Genomic DNA, 17392 nt, shown 5'->3' with positions numbered 1-17392 from the left:
ACGGCATGAAACTCAGCATGTTTGCCGACGCCGCACTGCGGGCGATGGTCATGCTTGCGGCGCTGCCTCCCGGCGAGATCCGCACGGCCCGCGAGGTCGCCGAGGTGATCGAGGTACCGGTGACCCACCTGAGTAAGGCCATCTCGCGGCTCTCCGATTTCGGCCTGGTCGAGGTGGCTCGCGGTCGCTACGGCGGCGCCCAGCTGACCGCCGCGGGGCGGGCCGCGAGCGTGGGGGCGGTCCTGCGCCGCCTCGACCCCCGCACCGACGTGGCCGAGTGCGTGAGCGCCGACGGTCATCGCTGCCCATTGATCGCCGACTGTGCGCTGAAAACCATCCTTGCCGAGGCCCGGGAAGCGTTTTATCGATCGCTAGATCGCCACCTGATTGTCGATCTGCCCACGCCCCGGCAGATCGCGCTGGTCTTTCCGCCGCCGCCCGTGTGCACCCCCGTCTAGGCCAGCCGTCAAACCGGACCGCCTGGTCCGGGTTGGTGCGCCAACGCAGGCATCAGGATCCGCCAGCACCCTCGAAAACCATGCCGGGAGGCAGCAAGCTGCTCATGTACGCATTACAAATGCGCAAATGACGCCCGTTTCAACCGAAAGGGAAACCTTGCTCTCCTCCACCTCCCGTCCGCTGATCGAGGCGACCCTGCCGTTGATTGCCGAGCGGATCGAATTCATCACCCCCGTGTTCTACCAGCGAATGTTCGCCGCCCACCCCGAGCTGCTCGACGGCATGTTCAACACCGCCAATCAGGGCACCGGGGAGCAGCCGCGGGCCCTCGCCGGGAGCATCGCCGTGTTTGCCACCCACCTCCTGAACAATCCGGGCACCTACCCCGAAGCCCTGCTCTCGCGCATCGCCCACCGCCACGCCTCGCTAGGGGTCACCTCCGACCAGTACGACATCGTCTACACCCACCTGTTTGATGCCATCGCCGCCGACCTCGGCGAGGCCATCACCGCGCCGATCGCCGCCGCCTGGAGCGAGGTGTACTGGCTGATGGCCCACGCCCTGATCAAGCTCGAACGCGATCTCTACGCGAGCCAGGCGAATGATCGGGTGTGGATGCCGTGGACAATCTCCGAGCGGATCGAGGTGGGCAACGCCGTCAACATCACCTTCACCCCGGCCGATGACACCCCGATTACCCCGGCCCGACCCGGCCAGTACGTCAGCGTCAAGGTGCTCCTGGACTCGGGCATTCACCAGGCCCGGCAGTTCACCCTGACCAGCCCCGGCGGGGCCGAGCGACGCATCACCAGCCGACGCCGCGACGACGGTGCCGTCTCCCCGATCCTTCAGGACCGGATGCCCGTGGGGAGCGTGGTCGAACTCTCCAACCCCTACGGCGACGTGGTCCTCCCCGCGGGTGATCACCCGTTGATCCTGGTCTCCGCGGGCATCGGTTCGACCCCCAGCGCCTCGATGCTGCGCACCCTGGCCCTGGCGAAGTCCCCCCGACGCGTCCACGTGCTGCACACCGATATCTCCCCCGAGGTGTGGGCGCTGCGCGATCAGATGATGACCGACATCGCCCGTCTGCCCGGTGCCAGCGTGCACACCTGGCTGGGCGAGGGCAGCGGCCTGGCCATCGAACTGGCCGACCACAACATTCCCGCCGATGCCGAGCTGTTTGTCTGCGGACCGCAGCCCTTCATGCGCCGCATCCGCGAGCAGGCGCTGGCCCTGGGCCTGCCCGCCAGCCGGGTGCACTACGAAATTTTCGGCCCCGACGTGTGGCTGCCGCAGGTCGACTAGCCGCCATTGCTCGACACCGCGAGTAAAACATGTCACTCAATTGACACTTGAGTGACATGTTTGCTCGACAATGTCACTTAATGGCACCTAGAGTGACGATATGGACGTCAACGGATTCACCTCCCCCGCAATGGGAACCTTGACGCCCATCCACGGAACCGATCCTCATCGCGGCGAGTGGAACCACTCGGCATTCATCCCGGTCTCACTAGCGGATGAAACTCCGGTGCTCTCCTCCGAGACCTATTTGGTCATCCTCAAGGCACGTGCGGCGCTGGCCGCCCTCGACGCCACCGCCGCGCACCTGCCGAACCCCGGGTTGCTTCGCACCCCCACGCTTCGACGCGAAGCACAGAGCACCTCGGCGCTCGAAGGCACCTATGCACCCCTTGCGGACGTCCTCACCGCAGATGCGGCGGCACCGAGCACGCCCGAGCTCCGCGAAGTTCTCAACTACGTTTCGATGGCCGAAATGGGTTTTGACAAAACCTCCGCGGGCTATCCGATCTCGGTCTCATTCGTGAGCGAGCTTCAGGGTGTGCTCATGCGCGGGACCTCGCAGCAGGATACGTCTGGGCGCATCAGGGATCGACAGGTGGTCATTGGTCAACGGGCGAATGCCCCCTCGAGCGCATTTCCCGTACACGCCTCCCGGTTCGTACCGGCACCCCCCGGCCCTAATTTGGAACGGGGAGTTCGCGATCTCACCGATTGGATGCGTGCGGATCATTCCACAACCATCGACCCCATTGTCGCAGCAGCGATGTCGCACTATCAGTTTGAGACGCTGCACCCGTTCACGGATGGAAACGGTCGCGTGGGCCGATACCTCATCATCCTTCACCTTCATTCGACGGGCGTACTCACCGAACCCACCTTGACCGTTTCCCCGTGGTTTGAAGCCCGAAGAACCGAATACTATGACCGCCTCCTGGAGGTCAGCACACGCGGAAACTGGGACGGTTTCATCCGGTTCTTTGCGGCGGGGCTCACCGGTGCGGCCGAGCAAACGCGCGCCCAACTGATTGACCTTTCCTCGGTCCAACTTGAGTTGAAAGAGTTGGTGAGGTCGTCATCGCTTCGTGCCGATTCCGCTCATGCACTCATCGACGTGGCGGTGGCAAATCCCACTTTTACGGTACGCGACGTGGAATTCACGCTCGGTATTTCCTATGGCCGAGCAAATCAGCTGGTCACTCAGCTTGTGGACCTGGGCATCCTCGCACTCTTACACCCGCAGTCCTACACTCGACGGTTTTTCGCCCCCAGGGTGTTGGAGGTCCTCACCCGCTAGGGTCGTCGAAGAATGCGTCGCGGGCCGGTGATCGTGATCACCGGCCCGCCTTTTGGGTTTAGAGCGCCCGTATCTCGGGATAGGCATAGGTTTCGTCGAGGATTTCGCTACCCGGAATATAGAAGCGCATCACCAGCCGGAACCGTTCCGCCGGGGTGGGGAGCCAGTTGGCACGCGCCTCGGGATCGGTGGGTTCGGTGTGGGAGAGGATCACGTCCAGCGATCCGTCCGGTCCAACGTGCAGCCCCGCCGTGCGATCGCCGATCGAGTAGCGGTCGATCGGGTTGTCCACCAGGTAGTAGCGGGGAATGTCGTACAGGGTGATCGACCAGAAGGCGCCGACCGGCGGACGATCGGGGAAGTGGATCCGATAGGTGGAAGTGCCCTCGAGCGGTGCCCCGGTGATATCTGTGAATGCCTGGGCATACACGGCCTCATAGGCGTGGTTGCCCCACAGCCCCAGCCTGCAGCTGATCGCCCGGTCGAGGATGCGCCGATCCGGATCGGTGGTCAGCCAGCGCGGATCCGCGACGGTGCCGAGGCCCAGCACGTGGACGTTGTAGTCGAACAGGTGCATCCCCACGCCCCAGCCGTTGTAGAACGGAGCGTCTCCCGTGGTGGTGGCGAGTTCCAGGTCCGCGACCCCCTGGGTGAAGGTTTCGGTATACAGGTCCGGCGCGGGGATCGGATACTCGGCGGCGAGCGCAGCATCGGCCTCGGGAACCGGGAAGCGGGCGGCCCAAGCTTCGGCCTGACGCCAGAACAGTGCGGCCTCGGCCTCAACCCCAGCCACGGGCTCAGTCCCAGCTTCAGCCTCAGCCGAGTTCCCCGACACGGCCTCGGCCGAATTCCCCAGCGAGCCTCCCGCCTGGCCCACTACCGGAGCCACCTCGGGGATGCCCCGTCCGCTCGGGTCCGGATCCAGCGGGGTCAGCAGGGTCGCATCCTGCAGCCGGTGCACCGCGGGCAGGTCCGCGGGTCCGGTGCACGCAAACCGTCCCACGATCGAGACGATATCGGTCGAGGCACGGATGAGGGGCAGGTCGCTCTCCCCGCTCCATCCCGGGGGCACAATCAAAAAGGATCCGGCGGCGTTACCGGTGGCCCGGGTCCCCACATAGGCGATGTTATTGGTCCAGGCGTCCACAAACTGCAGCACAAAATAGCGCTCACCGAGTTCGGGGGTGTCCAGTCGGACCGGCCCGACCGAGAGGTCCAGCTGCGCCATCGAATAGACGGTGTCGTTGTTGATCGTGACAAACGTATCCTGCGGCCCGGCGAGGGTGCGGGCATGAGAGAAGGTGTTGGCCGCGGCGGCGGGATTGGACCCGATGCCGGTGGTCAGATAGCGGGTCACCTGACGCAGATTTTCCACCAGCGGGTAGTGGAACAGATAGGTGCTGGGGCGAGGTTCGGTGCTCATGCTGCGGACTCCGTGGGGGTCGGGGCGGGCAGCACCCAGGTGCCGTCCACGATCTCGGGGTGCGGCTGATAGAAGCGCACCAGGTAGTTCCAGCCGGGCATGATGCCCAGCTCGTTGGGGGCGCCGGTGGCGGCCGGGGCGAAGCGGACGGTGACCGAACCGTCGGGGTTCGCCTCCCCGGTCACGCTGTTGACGCTGGTCAGCGTGCCCTCGATGGGTTCAAAATACCCCTCGGCGTTGTACAGCGAGACCGACCAGAACGCGTCCACCGGGACATCGCGCAGGGTCAGTTCGTAGCCGGCCAGCGGCAGGGAATCGTCCACGTTGATGTAGTACGCCTCGCTCTCGGGCAGGCCTCCCCAGCCGGTGGCGGCGCCGATCAGGTGACGAATCGGATCCACCTCGTCGCGCGGACCAAAAGCCCCGTCGAATCCGGCAAATCCGCGCCCCAGTTCCAGCAGCGCATCGCGGGTCCGGGTCAGGGATTCGGGCTCATAGTCGGGCAGCTCAAACGCCCGCGCGGCCCCGGCACTCGCCGCGAATCCGTCCTGCACCCGGTTGGCCTCGGCCACATCCGCGGGGTCATCGGGGTCCACCAGCACCCGGACGGCCACCAGCGCATAATCGCTGCCCACCTCGGCGCGGGTAATCTCATGGGTTCCCGCCTCGTGAAATACCCGGGGCGTGTACTGGTCCTGGCTGATCAGCGCGGCCGACAGGTAGCGCCCGCCCGCATCGGGCAGGGTCAGGGTGGCACCCTCGCTCACATCCAGGATGATCGAGCTGTAGAGGGTGTCGCGGTTCTGGCGAATGACCCGCTGGTCATCCAGCGCGGACGGGGCACGGTGGTGCACCCAGTGCCCCACCCCCGGCGTCCCCGCCAGCAGCGCGGCGAACATCCGGTTGGATTCGGCACGAACAAAATTATCGACGGTCACCCGGGTCGCGGTCATGGTCTTCTCTCTCGGTCTCGATTACTGATGTGGGTATCAAACACTGACGTGGGTCTCATGCATGGTGGATGAAAAAGGTGGTGAGGGATGGACGCGGGGTGCCCGCCCGCCTAGGTTGGTCCCGAATCGCGATCCGGTCGGAGATCGCGGCACGGTCGAAAGGACAACACAACATGGGCGATGCCCTGGGCGATGGACTCCCCCTCATGATCGGTGTGGCACTCAGCCCGGTCCCGATCATCGCGGCCATCCTGATGCTGCTCTCCCCGCGAGCCCGGGCGACCGCCCCGGCGTTCCTGCTGGGGTGGATTCTGGGGCTGGCGATCATCCTGACCGCGGCCACCGCGCTGTCCTCGGTGCTGCCGCAGGCAGACCAGGAGGGTCCGCGTCCGATCATCGGCGTGATCAAGATTGTGCTGGCGCTCGCGCTGTTCCTGCTCGCGACCCGACGCTGGAAGTCGCGTCCGGCCCCCGGGGAGAGTGCGCCCCTGCCCCGCTGGATGGACTCGATCAATGGTCTCGGGGTGCTGCGGGCGGTGCTCCTGGGTGCGATCCTGGCGGTGAATCCCAAAAACCTGGTGCTTGTGCTCTCGGCAGGGCTCGCCATCGGAACCGCCGGAGCGCTGAGCACGGGCGAGGTGGTCACCGCGGCGGTGGTGCTCACGGTGATCGGGTCGCTGACCATCCTGCTCCCCGTAGTGGGGTACCTGTTTGCCGCGAACCGGCTGGCCGGAACGCTGGAGCAGCTGCGCATCTGGCTCACCCAGAACAACGCGGCGATCATGGCCACGCTGCTGCTGGTGTTCGCGTTCGTGTTGCTGGGCAAGGGCATCGCCAGTTTCTCCTAGGCCGACCGGATCCCCTTTACCCTCGCCCATGGATGGTCCCGGCGGCTAGCGTCGGCCGCCGGAATCATCCACGATTGGTGAGGCCCGAGCCGGTGAAGTCCGAGCCGGTGAGCCCGCGCAGCCGCACGGCCTCCCGCCGGGTGGTCACCCCGAGCTTGCGATAGATCGCCCGCTGGTGGGTGCGCACGGTGTTGACCGAGACGTGCAGCTCGCGGGCGATCTCCTCGGCCGTCAGCGTGGTGCGCAGATACCCCAGGATCTCGCGCTCGCGGGTCGAGAGCGTAGCCCCGGGCGCGGTTGTTCCCCGCGGATGTGTGTCCAGGCTCGCCAGGAACCCCTCGTGGGCGCTCCCCCAGCGGCTGTGCGCCTCAAGCAGCCCCGCCAGCTCGGGATCCTCGGCCGCGAATGGGCGGCGAATATCCTGGGTGACGGCCGCATCGAGCGCGCGTTCCAGCCGGTCATGGGCATCCCCGTGTTCCCCGCGGTCGGCGAGGATCAGCGCCGAGGTGACCAGGGCGCTCACCCGCAGATAGGAAACCCGATTGCCCGGGCCGATCAGGGCCAGCGCCCCGAGGGCGCGGTCGGGGTCGCCGGCCCGGCGATACACCTCGGCGGCGAGGGCCTGGCACATCGGCACGTCCGCGCGCCCGTCCAGGGTAGCCAGTCGAGCGAGGGCGCCGTCCCGGTCCCCGGTGGCGAAAGCCAGCACGGCTTCCCCCAGGTCGCGATACAGCGGCCAGGGCACCCCGTAGGATTCCCGCGGGGCCACCGCGGTGAGGGTGCGTCTCGCCCGGGTCCAGGCGGCCGGGTCCGCGGTCTCGGCGGCGAGGACCGCGAGCAGCACCCGGGCGACCCCGGCGAATGAGGTCGCCGAGGTGTCCCGGGCGATCACCGCCTCAAACGCCCGCAGGGTTTCCTCCCGGTCCCCGCGCCAGAAGTGCGTGAACCCGGTTGCGAAGCGGTCGATACCGCCGTCCACGTGTGGATGCCCGGGCTGCTCCTGCTCGCGGGCATCGGCCTCGATCTCCGCGGCAATCTCGTCGGCGGCGCGGAACCGTCCGCCATAGACGCACGCGAAGCGCAGGTTGATCAGCGCCCAGCGAGTGAGCTCGGCAAATCCCGACGCCCGAGCTTCCCCCGCCGCGGCCCGGAGCAACCGCATGGTTTCGGCGGGATTGCGACGCAGCCGGGTTTCGGCCAGTCCCAGGATAAACAGCACGTACGCGTAGGGGGTGTGCAGGCGGGTTCCGGATTCGATCAGCTCGCGCATCCGGTCGGCGGCCGCGGCGAGTTCTCCCCGCTCATCGGTCAGGATCAGGGACGAGAGGATCCGGGTCTCCTCCCCCTCGACGGCGCCGGCCTCCCACCGCGAGCGGGCCCGCGCGGCAAGGCTCGCGGCACCGGGAGGATCACCCAGGGCATCGAGGGCACACGCGCGCATCAGCAGAATCTCGGGAACATCCGGCCAGACATCGGGCAGGGTGACGCAGCGTTCACGCAGCGCCTCGGCCCCCGATTCCAGGACCAACCGCAGCCAACTCCCGCGCAGGATTTCCACCGCGGTCTCGGGCTGCCCGGCGCGCAGGGCGTGCCCACTCGCCTCGATCGGATAGCCGGCCGCCAGCGCCCGCGCGGCGAGGGAGTCGATGGAGATCGCGAGCGCCGGATGGTCTCGGCGCAGCGCGATTCGGCAGTGCCGGGCAAACACATCGTGCCACCGATACACGCTGTTTTCCCCGTCCACAAAACGGGTGAGAAACAGTCCCGACCGCTCGCACTCGGCCAGCAGTGCGGCGCTATCGGATCGTCCGGAGAGCGCCTCGGCGAGCGACACACTCACCCGGTCGCAGGTGGTGACCCGCAGGATGAACTCGGTCAGCTCCGCCCGCAGCGATCCCAGGATCAGCCCGGTGACCAGGTCGGTCAGCACGGGTTCGGCCTCACCCAGGCCGGGTCCCTCCCCGGTGGACTGCCGGCCGATCAGCTCCAGGTGGACCGCGATGGGCCAGCCCTGGGTGCGCGCCTGGATCCGAGCGGCCTCATCGTCGGTGATCCGGATGCCCGCATGCTCGGCTCCCCGGGCGATCTCCCCCGCCCGCATGGCCAGGTCATCCGCCCCGAGCGTACGCGAACGCCCGTATGCGCGGGTCCGGCTGAGTACGCGTTCGAGGCCCCCGTGGCCGACCAGCACCAGGGTGAGCCCCACCTCGGCCCCGTGCCGGGCCAGGTGCTCAAGGATTTCCACGCTCGCCGGGTCGGTGATCAGGTGCGCATCATCGATCACCAGGATCGGGCCGGAGGCCTGGGCAGGAGCAGTGCCCGGCGCGCCACCGCGGGTCCGCTCGGCGATCACGGTCAGCAGCAGGTTGGCGGCCCCCAGCGGATCGGCATCACGGCCCAGCAGGGCACTCACAGCCGCCCGCTCGTGCGCGGCGATGGCACCCCGATCACCGTGGGTCAGCGCCGAGAGGATCCCACCCACCAGCCCGCGCGGGCTCACCTGGCCGCGGGTCAGCGTGAGCCAGGCGGTCGCCTCGGGGCGGGTCAGCGCCCAGGCCGCGAGCGCTCCGGTCTTCCCGTATCCGGGTGGGGCAAGCACCAGCACCAGGGGTGCCTCCGCCACGGCCGCATCGATCAGGCGCGACACCCGAGCCCGCGCCGGGGCGTCCCCGCGCGGCTCGGGCGGCGTCGTCAGAAACCACGGCGATTCACGCCATACCCCGTCAAAATTTCCCTCCACGCTGGCAGCATACTGGCTGGAATGTATCCGCGGGGGAAATCCCGTGCGCACTCCGTCACACACGGTTCGGAGTCGGTCTCGGGCCACACAAAACGGGCCGGTGATCACAGGATCACCGGCCCGTTTGGGGACGCGAGAATTAGCCGCGGTAGTTGGGGGCCTCGGCCACCATCTGGATGTCGTGCGGGTGGCTCTCCTTGAGGCCGGCCGCGGTGATCCGGACGAACTTACCGTTCTGCTTGAGGTCGGCGATGGTGCGCGCACCCACGTAGAACATCGACTGACGCAGGCCACCGATCAGCTGGTAGGCCACGGCAGAGAGCGGTCCGCGGAAGGGAACCTGGCCCTCGATACCCTCGGCGATGAGCTGGTCATCGGTGGGTACGTCGGACTGGAAGTAGCGGTCCTTCGAGTACGAGGTCTTCTTGCCGCGGGTCTGCAGCGCACCCAGCGAACCCATGCCGCGGTACTTCTTGAACTGCTTGCCGTTGACCAGCACCAGGTCACCGGGGCTCTCGGTGCAGCCCGCGAGCAGCGAACCGAGCATCACGCTGTCGGCACCGGCAACCAGGGCCTTGGCGATGTCACCCGAGTACTGCAGACCACCGTCGGCGATGACCGGAACGCCGGCCTCGCGCGCGGCCAGGGAGGCCTCGTAGACGGCGGTGACCTGTGGCACACCCACGCCGGCCACCACGCGGGTGGTGCAGATCGAGCCCGGGCCCACGCCCACCTTGATCGCGTCGGCACCGGCGTCGATCAGCGCCTGCGCGCCCGAACGGGTCGCGACGTTGCCGCCGATGATGTCGATGTGGGCGAAGCTCGGGTCGGCCTTGAGCTTGCGGATGATGTCCAGCACGCCGGCGCTGTCGCCGTTGGCGGTGTCCACCACGAGCACGTCCACACCCGCGTCACGCAGGGCGGAGGCGCGCTTCCAGGCGTCACCGAAGAAGCCGATGGCCGCACCCACGCGCAGACGACCCTCGTCGTCCTTGGTCGCGTCGGGATAGCGCTCGGTCTTGTCGAAGTCCTTGATGGTCATCAGACCGCGCAGCTTGCCGGCCTCATCCACCAGGGGCAGCTTCTCGACCTTGTGCTGGGCGAAGATCGCCAGCGCGTCTTCCTTGGAGATGCCAACCGGGGCGGTGATCAGCGGCTGCGGGGTCATGACCTCGGACACCTTGGTGGTGGCCATCTTGTCGTTGTCCACAAAGCGCATGTCGCGGTTGGAGATGATGCCCACGAGGGTGCCATCGGACTCCACCACCGGCAGACCCGATACGCGGAACTCGCCGCAGATCGCGTCCACATCGGCCACGGTGGCCTCGGGACGGGTGGTGACGGGGTTGGTGATCATGCCCGACTCGGAGCGCTTCACCTTGTCCACGTGCGCGGCCTGCTCCTCGATGGAGAGGTTGCGGTGCAGGATGCCGATACCACCGTGGCGGGCCATTGCGATCGCCATGCGGGACTCGGTCACGGTGTCCATTGCGGAGGACAGCAGCGGCGAGTTCATGGTGATGCGCTTGGTGAGCCGGGTGGTCGTGCGTGCCTCACTGGGGATCACGTCGGTGTGCCCGGGAAGGAGCATCACGTCGTCATAGGTCAATCCCAAGAATCCGAACGGATCCGGCTGTTCCATATTTCCTCTTTTGCTGTCTCTGGGCCCGGGTGGGGGTCGCGGATGTCCACTCGAATCCCGGTAGGGACCCGATAGTCCATGTTAAGCGATATTGCGGGAGATTTATTTCCCCTGGTTCTCAGGCTTCTCTGTGGGGGCAACGATCGGGATCGCGCCGGTCTGGGCCTGGGCCAGCGCGGCATCCGCGAGCCGGTTGGCCCGGCCGTGGCGAACCAGGTCTACCGACAGGATAACGAGTGAAAGCCACACGATCCCAAATCCGATCCAGCGCTCGGGCGGCAGCTGCTCGCCAAGCACCAGCCAGCCGATCAGGAACATCAGCGTCGGGCCAAGATACTGGGCGAATCCCAGGGTGGTCAGCGAGATGCGGCGAGCGCCCGAGGCGAACAGCAGCAGCGGGGCCGCGGTGGTGATGCCGGTCGCGATCATGAGGATGGTCAGCAGCGGCGAGGAGTGCAGCAGGTCCAGGCTGCCGGTGTGGGCCCAGACGATGCCGATGATGATCGCGGCCACCGGGAGCAGCAGGATCGTCTCGACAAACAGTCCGGTGAGCGCGCTGACCCGGGCCCCGATGCCCTTCTTCAGGACGCCGTAGATGCCGAAGGTCACCGCGAGGATCAGCGCGATCCAGGGCACCCGGCCCAGGCCGATCGAGATGATCACAAACGCGACCACGGTCATGCCCAGCGCAAACCACTGGGTGGGACGCAGCTTCTCACGGTAGATGATCACGCCCAACAGGATGGTGACCACCGGGTTCACGAAGTATCCCAGTGCGGCCTCGACCACATAGCCACTCGTGGTCGCGATCACATAGGTTTGCCAGTTGACATAGATGACCAGGCCCGCGGCGGCGATCACGCCGACCATGCGTGGACGGTGCAGGACCTCGCGCACCTCGGACCAGGTGCGGGTGATCGTGATCAGCAGGGCGCAGAGAATCGCGGTGAACACGATCCGCCAGGCGACGATCTCGAAGGGGTTAACGGAGCTGAGCAGGACGAAGTACAGCGGCAGGATACCCCAGATCAGGTAGGACAGGAGCGCATAGGAGAGGCCGCGGCGTGACTCGGACGGGGTAGGGGAAGTCAAGGGTGTGCTTTCTTTGTGGGAACACCCGAGGATAACGCGAATTGTGCGGCGACGATTCCTGCGTTCCCGAATGCGACACCCTCGAGTGCACGCTCCGTCGAGGCGCACCCGAGGGATCGGAGCCCGTGGAAGCCTGGGGGAAAACGGCGATCAAGGAGATTTTCATGAGCGAGAGCAATTTCACCCCTCAGCCCGGACCCGACCAGCCCGCGGGTTCGTACCCGCAGGGCACCGGTGCCCCGGTGCCCCCGGCCTACCCCGCCGAGCCTCCGGCCTATCCGACCGGGACCCCGGCCTATCCCGGCGAGGCCCCGGGCTATGCGGGCTATGCCCAGCCCGGCTACCCGGCGGCCCCGCAGAAGACCAGCATCCTGGCGATCCTCGCGCTGATCTTCGGGATCGTGTTTGCCCCGGCGGGGATCGTCCTGGGCCATATCGCGCTGAGGCAGCTGAAGACCTCGGGGGAGGGCGGGGCGAGCCTGGCCAAGGCCGGACTGATCATCGGCTACATCTTCTTTGCCCTGTGGATCCTGCTCAACATCGTGGGCGTGCTCCTGGGGATCGCCGGAGCCGCCAGCGACCTCAGCTACTAGTCGCACCGACGAGACGCCCGCTTGACCGAGCGGGCGTTTTGTTTACTCGAATGTCCCCCACTGGCCCCGAAATACGCGGGTGTGTCAGAATTAGGGAACACACATCGAGGGGATCACACCATGAGCGACAACAACAATAACTTCCCGGCGCAGCCCGAGCAGCCCGCCAACCCGGCGCAGCCCGAGCAGCCCCAGGGCCAGCCCGCGTACCCGGCGCAGCCCGAGCAGCCCCAGGGCCAGCCCGCGTACCCGGCGCAGCCGGAACAGCCCTACGGTCAGCCCTCCTACCCGGGCCAGCCCGAGCAGGCTGGGTACCCGACTCCGCAGGGTTACCCCGCCCCCGAGGCCTATGGTGCCCAGCAGGGCTACCCGCAGCAGGGTTACGCCCAGCCCGGTTACCCGGCGACCCCGCCGCGCACCAACCTGCTGGCAATCCTCTCGCTGGTCTTCGCGTTTGTGTTCGCCCCGGCCGGTATCGTGCTGGGTCACATCGCAAAGAAGCAGCTCAAGACCTCGGGTGAGGGTGGTAACGGGCTCGCCACCGCGGGCCTGGTGATCGGTTATATCGTCACCGCGCTGTACATTATCGGAACGATTCTGTTCGTCGCGCTGTCGGCGGTCCTGTTTGCGAACCTTCCGTCCGACTACAGCACCTACTAGCCCCTCGCACAACACAGCGCCCATCCGGAATCCGGATGGGCGCTGTGTTGTCTCCTGCGTGGTTAGCGAACCACCACGGCGAGGACGTCGCGAGCCGAGAGCACGAGCAGGTCTTCCCCGCCGTACTTCACCTCGGTTCCGCCGTACTTGGAGTAGATGACCTTGTCGCCGACGGCGACGTCGAGCGGGATGCGGTTGCCGTTGTCGTCGATGCGACCCGGACCGACCGCAACAACCTCGCCCTCCTGGGGCTTTTCGGTTGCGGACTCGGGGATGACCAGGCCCGAAGCAGTGGTACGCTCCGCCTCGACCTGCTTGATGACGATGCGATCCTCGAGCGGCTTGATGGAGACCGACACGGTTGACCTCTTTCTAGACTAAGCGTGGTTAGCACCCTCACGTCGAGAGTGCTAATCACAGTCTAGGGATCCGTTGGCACTCTTGCAACGCGAGTGCCAACGCGGCGACACATTCGGCGGCATGGCCCCGACACGCGACTCACGATATTGGTAGGTTTGGGCGGTGGACAGAAACGAGCTACTCGAACTGCTGACCCCCGAGGGGCTGCGTCTCCTCGACGATCTGGCGCAGGAACCCGCGGGCGCCGACCCGGTGACGCGGGTCAGCCGTCTGCGAGCCCAGGGCCATGCCCCGGCGCTGGTGTCGGCCGCGCTGACCCAGGATCGGCTGCGCCGCAAGGCGGTGGGAAAGTTCGGTGAGTTTGCCGAGCGCATGCTCTTCACCCAGGCGGGCCTCGAACAGGCCACCCGACTGCGCGTGGCCGCGCTGCACGCCGGACGCTTTCGGGCGCTGGCCCCCGACCACCTGATCGATCTGGGCTGCGGGATCGGCGGCGACGCGTTGGCCGCCGCGGCCATCGGGCTGCGAGTAACTGCGGTGGATCGCGACGAGGTCACCGCGACCCTGGCCAGCTACAACCTGGCCCCGTTTGAGAACGCCGACGTCCTCAACGCCTCCGCCGAGGATGTGGACCTGGACCCGTACGACGCGATCTATCTCGATCCCGCCCGGCGCACCTCGGGCCACAGCAACACCACCCGGTTGACCCGCGCCTCCGACTACTCCCCGAGCCTCGACTTCGCCTTCGGCCTGGCCGAGACGCGGGCCGTGGGTATCAAGCTCGGCCCGGGGTTTGACCGCGAGGACATCCCCGAGGGCTGGGAGGCCCAGTGGATCACCGTGGATGGACAGGTTGTGGAACTCGGGCTCTGGTCCCCGAGGCTCGCGCGTCCGGGTATCACCCGTGCCGCCCTGGTGCTGAACGATGCCGGTAGCCACGAGATGACCGCCGCCGCGGACAGCGCGGATGTCGAGGTGCGCGAGCTCGGTGAGTATCTGTATGAGCCCGACGGCTCGGTGATCCGAGCCCGGCTGATCGGCGACCTGGCACGGGAGCTGGGCGCGGGCATGCTGAGCCCGGGCATCGCCTACCTGACCGGAGATTCGGCGGTCGAGACCCCGTTTGCCGCCCGCTTCCGAATCCTGGAACGCTTCACCCTGGATGAGAAGAAACTCAAGCGGGAACTCAAGGCGCGCGGGATCGGCACGCTGGAGGTCAAGAAGCGCGGGGTGGATATCGACCCGGCGACCTTCCGCAAAAAGATGTCACTCTCGGGGAAAAATACGGCCACGCTGTTCCTCACCCGGATCGACGGGCAGCACGCGGCGCTGCTGGCCGAACGCGCCTAGGCACACGCGGGGATAACCTCCGGTGGAGGTTACGGTCTACGCTGCTAGCCGAGGACCAGCTCGATGATGCGCAGCAGACTGTAGCCCGCCCACAGCGCCGTGGCGATCAACCCGGCCACGGCCAGGGTGCGACCGCGGCGAGCGCGCGCGTGACCGGCGGGGTCCGCGCGCAGGGCACCGGGCGCAAGGGCCAGGGCAATGATTGAGGCGGCGAATCCCCACCCAAACACGATGCCCCCGATCAGGCCGATCAAGCCCAGGACAAAGGTGGCGGTGGCCCGCGCGGTCGACGGGGCACCGGGTGCGAAACCGGAGTATCCCGCGGCGGCGTCGTTCCAGCCGGGCTGAGCACCCGCACCGGGGGCGGCGGAGAGCCCCGCAGCCGCATCGCCCCAGCCGGGCGTGGGTCGGGCTCCGGCAGCCGCATCGCCCCAGCCGGGCGTGGGCTGGCCGGGAGTGGACTGGCCGGGGTTCGGGAATCCTGGGGTGGTCATGGGCTCCTCCGAACCGGTGCTCTCGCGTTCCACGGGCGCGGGGTCCCCCGCGTCCTGGGTAGACTATCCGAATTCGGCCGCGAATCGGGAGGGCCGCCGCAACGGCAGCGTGAATGTTCCCACCACTTCGGGGTCGATATCCGACAAAACCCTGGTTTCTCACGGCGGTCGGACGTAGCATGTCGCCATGCGCTCCACGACGCAATTCCCCTGGGAACCGGTCACCGACCGGCTCCGCGCGGCGGGTTGTGTGTTTGCCGCCGAGGAGGCCGCGCTGCTGGCCGAGGCCTGGGAGGTCCGGGGCGCGGCGCAAACCGAGGCACTAATCAGGCGCCGGATCGCCGGGGAACCCCTCGAACAGGTGCTCGGCTGGGCGGCCTTTCTCGGGCTGCGGGTGCGCCTGGGTTCGGGGGTTTTTGTTCCGCGCCGCCGCACCGAGTATCTGGCGCTGCGCGCCATTGCCCGCTCCTTCGAGACCCCGGGTGCGCAGATCCTGGACCTCTGCACCGGCTCCGGTGCCATCGCCCTGGCCGTGCGCGAACACGTGCCCGATGCCCGCCTGATCGCCACCGACAGCGACGCCCTCGCCCTCGAATGGGCCCGCCAGAACCTCGGCACAGACATTCCGCTGTATCTCGGCGACCTCTACGCCGCGCTTCCCCCGAGCCTGCTGGGCACCTTCGACGTGATCGTGGCCAACGCCCCCTATGTGCCCACCGACAGCATCGCCGGGATGCCCGCCGAGGCGCGCGACTATGAACCCACCACGGCCCTGGATGGTGGACACGACGGACTGAGCATCCACCGGCGGATCCTCGCCGATGCCGCCCGCTGGCTACGGCCGGGCGGGAGTCTGCTGATCGAGATTTCGGCCGCGCAGCTCGGTACCCTACGCGAGGCCTTTGCCGCCGCCGGGCTTCGCCCGCACGCGAGCCATGATCCGGCCCGCGAGGCAACGGTCCTCGAAGGCACCCTCCCCGCGACCCACAACCAGTCCCGCGAACCGTGATCCCACTCGTCGCGCGACCGCTCCCGAAGGCACCCTCCCCGCGCACCACAACCGGGCCCGCGAGTGACCCCGGTTCCTAGCTGCCGGTGGTGAGCTCGGCCACCTGGATCTCGGTGACCGGCAGGGTCGAGTCGGCGGCGACCCCGAGGCTCGAGGGCTCCTTGCCGGCCATGATCAGCTGGGCGGCGAGCGCGGCGATCATCGCCCCGTTATCGGTGCACAGCGAGAACGGCGGAATCCGCAGGGCCACCCCGGCGGCCGCGGCGCGCTCGGCGGCGACCTCCCGCAGACGCGCGTTAGCGACCACACCGCCACCGAGCAGCAGGCGCGGAACGCCGAGATCCTTGCAGGCGTTGATGGCCTTGGTCACCAGCACATCCACCACGGCCTCGCGGAAGCTCGCGGCCACATCGGCGATCGGCACCTCTTCCCCGGCGTCCTCGGCCCGCTCGACCCAGCGCGCCACCGCGGTCTTGAGCCCCGAGAAGGAGAAGTCATAGCGGTGTGCGGCCATGTCCTTGGGCAGGCTCAGCCCGCGCGGGAAACGGATCGCCGCGGGGTTACCGCCCTCGGCCGCACGGTCGATCTGCGGGCCGCCGGGGTAGGGCAGGCCGAGGATCCGGGCGACCTTGTCGAAGGCTTCGCCGGCCGCGTCATCGATGGTTTCGCCGAGCAGTTCCACGTCTCCGACCAGGTCGCGCACGAGCAGCAGCGAGGTGTGCCCGCCGGAGACCAGCAGCGCGATGGTGGGGTAGTCGAAGGGTTCCCCGCGGGTGTCCAGGATGTCGGCACCCACGTGCCCGACCAGGTGGTTCACGGCGTAGAAGGGCTTGCCGGTGGACAGCGCGAGCGCCTTGGCCGCGCCCACCCCCACCATCAGCGCGCCGGAGAGGCCGGGGCCGCTGGTCACGGCAATCGCGTCGAGCTCCTCGAAGGTCACACCCGCCTCGGTCATCGCCGCCTCGATCGAGGGCCCCATCGCCTCCAGGTGCGCCCGGGCGGCTACCTCGGGGACCACGCCGCCGTAGCGCGCGTGCTCATCCATCGAGGAGGCGATCGTGTTGCTCAGCAGGGTGGTGCCGCGCACGATGCCGATGCCGGTCTCGTCACAGGAGCTTTCGATCCCGAGGACAAGCGGGTTTTCGCGGTTCATGGTGTTCCTTCGTA

At 67.6% G+C, this 17392-nt stretch carries 16 protein-coding genes; 8 read left to right on the top strand and 8 right to left on the bottom strand.

Going from position 1 to position 17392, the window contains the following annotated elements:
- Positions 1-5 precede the first annotated feature (5 nt).
- The 3 genes from C7C57_RS02425 (at position 6) to C7C57_RS02415 (ending at position 3061) form a co-directional block, all read left to right on the top strand.
- Positions 6-458, top strand: coding sequence for an Rrf2 family transcriptional regulator (locus tag C7C57_RS02425; protein ID WP_187977447.1), 453 nt, complete (start codon positions 6-8; stop codon positions 456-458).
- 157 nt (positions 459-615) lie between these two features.
- Positions 616-1767, top strand: coding sequence for a globin domain-containing protein (locus C7C57_RS02420; protein ID WP_187977446.1), 1152 nt, complete (start codon positions 616-618; stop codon positions 1765-1767).
- A 100-nt stretch (positions 1768-1867) separates the two neighbouring features.
- The gene (locus C7C57_RS02415; RefSeq protein ID WP_187977445.1) at positions 1868-3061 is read left to right on the top strand and encodes a Fic family protein; all 1194 of its coding nucleotides are present in this window, start codon (positions 1868-1870) and stop codon (positions 3059-3061) included.
- Positions 3062-3119: 58 nt separating this feature from the next.
- On the opposite strand, the gene C7C57_RS02410 is transcribed toward C7C57_RS02415, so the two are convergent.
- Together C7C57_RS02410 and C7C57_RS02405 are read right to left on the bottom strand one after the other, a co-directional pair.
- On the bottom strand, positions 3120-4484 hold the full coding sequence (locus tag C7C57_RS02410) for a DUF1254 domain-containing protein (protein WP_187977444.1): 1365 nt from the start codon (positions 4482-4484) through the stop codon (positions 3120-3122).
- Positions 4481-5437, bottom strand: a complete 957-nt coding sequence (locus C7C57_RS02405; protein WP_187977443.1) for a DUF1254 domain-containing protein — start codon at positions 5435-5437, stop codon at positions 4481-4483. The genes C7C57_RS02410 and C7C57_RS02405 overlap by 4 nt, the downstream gene beginning before the upstream one ends.
- 173 nt (positions 5438-5610) lie before the next feature.
- Here C7C57_RS02405 and C7C57_RS02400 point away from each other — a divergent pair, with 173 nt between their 5' ends.
- Positions 5611-6285, top strand: a complete 675-nt coding sequence (locus tag C7C57_RS02400) for a GAP family protein (RefSeq protein ID WP_187977442.1) — start codon at positions 5611-5613, stop codon at positions 6283-6285.
- A 64-nt stretch (positions 6286-6349) separates the two neighbouring features.
- Here the strand turns inward: C7C57_RS02400 and C7C57_RS02395 are convergent, their stop codons facing one another.
- From C7C57_RS02395 to rarD, 3 genes are all read right to left on the bottom strand, one after another.
- A complete protein-coding gene (locus C7C57_RS02395) occupies positions 6350-9025 on the bottom strand; it encodes a LuxR C-terminal-related transcriptional regulator (RefSeq protein WP_187977441.1) in 2676 nt (891 codons plus the stop codon).
- A 139-nt stretch (positions 9026-9164) separates the two neighbouring features.
- Positions 9165-10667: an IMP dehydrogenase gene (guaB, locus tag C7C57_RS02390; RefSeq protein WP_030148043.1), complete on the bottom strand. Its 1503-nt coding sequence runs from the start codon at positions 10665-10667 to the stop codon at positions 9165-9167.
- Positions 10668-10769: 102 nt separating this feature from the next.
- Entirely contained in the window at positions 10770-11759 is a 990-nt protein-coding gene (gene rarD / locus C7C57_RS02385; RefSeq protein WP_187977440.1) for an EamA family transporter RarD, read from the bottom strand.
- 164 nt (positions 11760-11923) lie between these two features.
- Between rarD and C7C57_RS02380 the strand changes: the two genes are divergently transcribed.
- Both C7C57_RS02380 and C7C57_RS15920 read left to right on the top strand, forming a co-directional pair.
- On the top strand, positions 11924-12352 hold the full coding sequence (locus C7C57_RS02380; RefSeq protein ID WP_187977439.1) for a DUF4190 domain-containing protein: 429 nt from the start codon (positions 11924-11926) through the stop codon (positions 12350-12352).
- Positions 12353-12472: 120 nt separating this feature from the next.
- Positions 12473-13012, top strand: a complete 540-nt coding sequence (locus C7C57_RS15920) for a DUF4190 domain-containing protein (protein WP_187977438.1) — start codon at positions 12473-12475, stop codon at positions 13010-13012.
- Positions 13013-13074: 62 nt separating this feature from the next.
- Here the strand turns inward: C7C57_RS15920 and groES are convergent, their stop codons facing one another.
- Positions 13075-13371 carry a co-chaperone GroES gene (gene groES / locus C7C57_RS02370; RefSeq protein WP_030148038.1) on the bottom strand — a complete coding sequence of 99 codons (297 nt, stop codon included), beginning with the start codon at positions 13369-13371 and terminating at the stop codon, positions 13075-13077.
- A gap of 163 nt (positions 13372-13534) precedes the next feature.
- Here groES and C7C57_RS02365 point away from each other — a divergent pair, with 163 nt between their 5' ends.
- Entirely contained in the window at positions 13535-14722 is a 1188-nt protein-coding gene (locus C7C57_RS02365) for a class I SAM-dependent methyltransferase (RefSeq protein ID WP_187977437.1), read from the top strand.
- A 44-nt stretch (positions 14723-14766) separates the two neighbouring features.
- Here the strand turns inward: C7C57_RS02365 and C7C57_RS02360 are convergent, their stop codons facing one another.
- Entirely contained in the window at positions 14767-15216 is a 450-nt protein-coding gene (locus C7C57_RS02360; RefSeq protein WP_187977436.1) for a hypothetical protein, read from the bottom strand.
- A gap of 187 nt (positions 15217-15403) precedes the next feature.
- Here C7C57_RS02360 and C7C57_RS02355 point away from each other — a divergent pair, with 187 nt between their 5' ends.
- Positions 15404-16225, top strand: a complete 822-nt coding sequence (locus tag C7C57_RS02355; protein WP_187977435.1) for a putative protein N(5)-glutamine methyltransferase — start codon at positions 15404-15406, stop codon at positions 16223-16225.
- A gap of 76 nt (positions 16226-16301) precedes the next feature.
- Here the strand turns inward: C7C57_RS02355 and tsaD are convergent, their stop codons facing one another.
- On the bottom strand, positions 16302-17378 hold the full coding sequence (gene tsaD, locus C7C57_RS02350) for a tRNA (adenosine(37)-N6)-threonylcarbamoyltransferase complex transferase subunit TsaD (RefSeq protein WP_121687489.1): 1077 nt from the start codon (positions 17376-17378) through the stop codon (positions 16302-16304).
- Between the last annotated feature and the right edge of the window lie 14 nt (positions 17379-17392).

This window comes from Mycetocola sp. JXN-3 (assembly GCF_014522285.1).
GTDB lineage: Bacteria > Actinomycetota > Actinomycetes > Actinomycetales > Microbacteriaceae > Mycetocola > Mycetocola saprophilus.
This window is presented reverse-complemented; position numbering and strand designations above follow the sequence as displayed.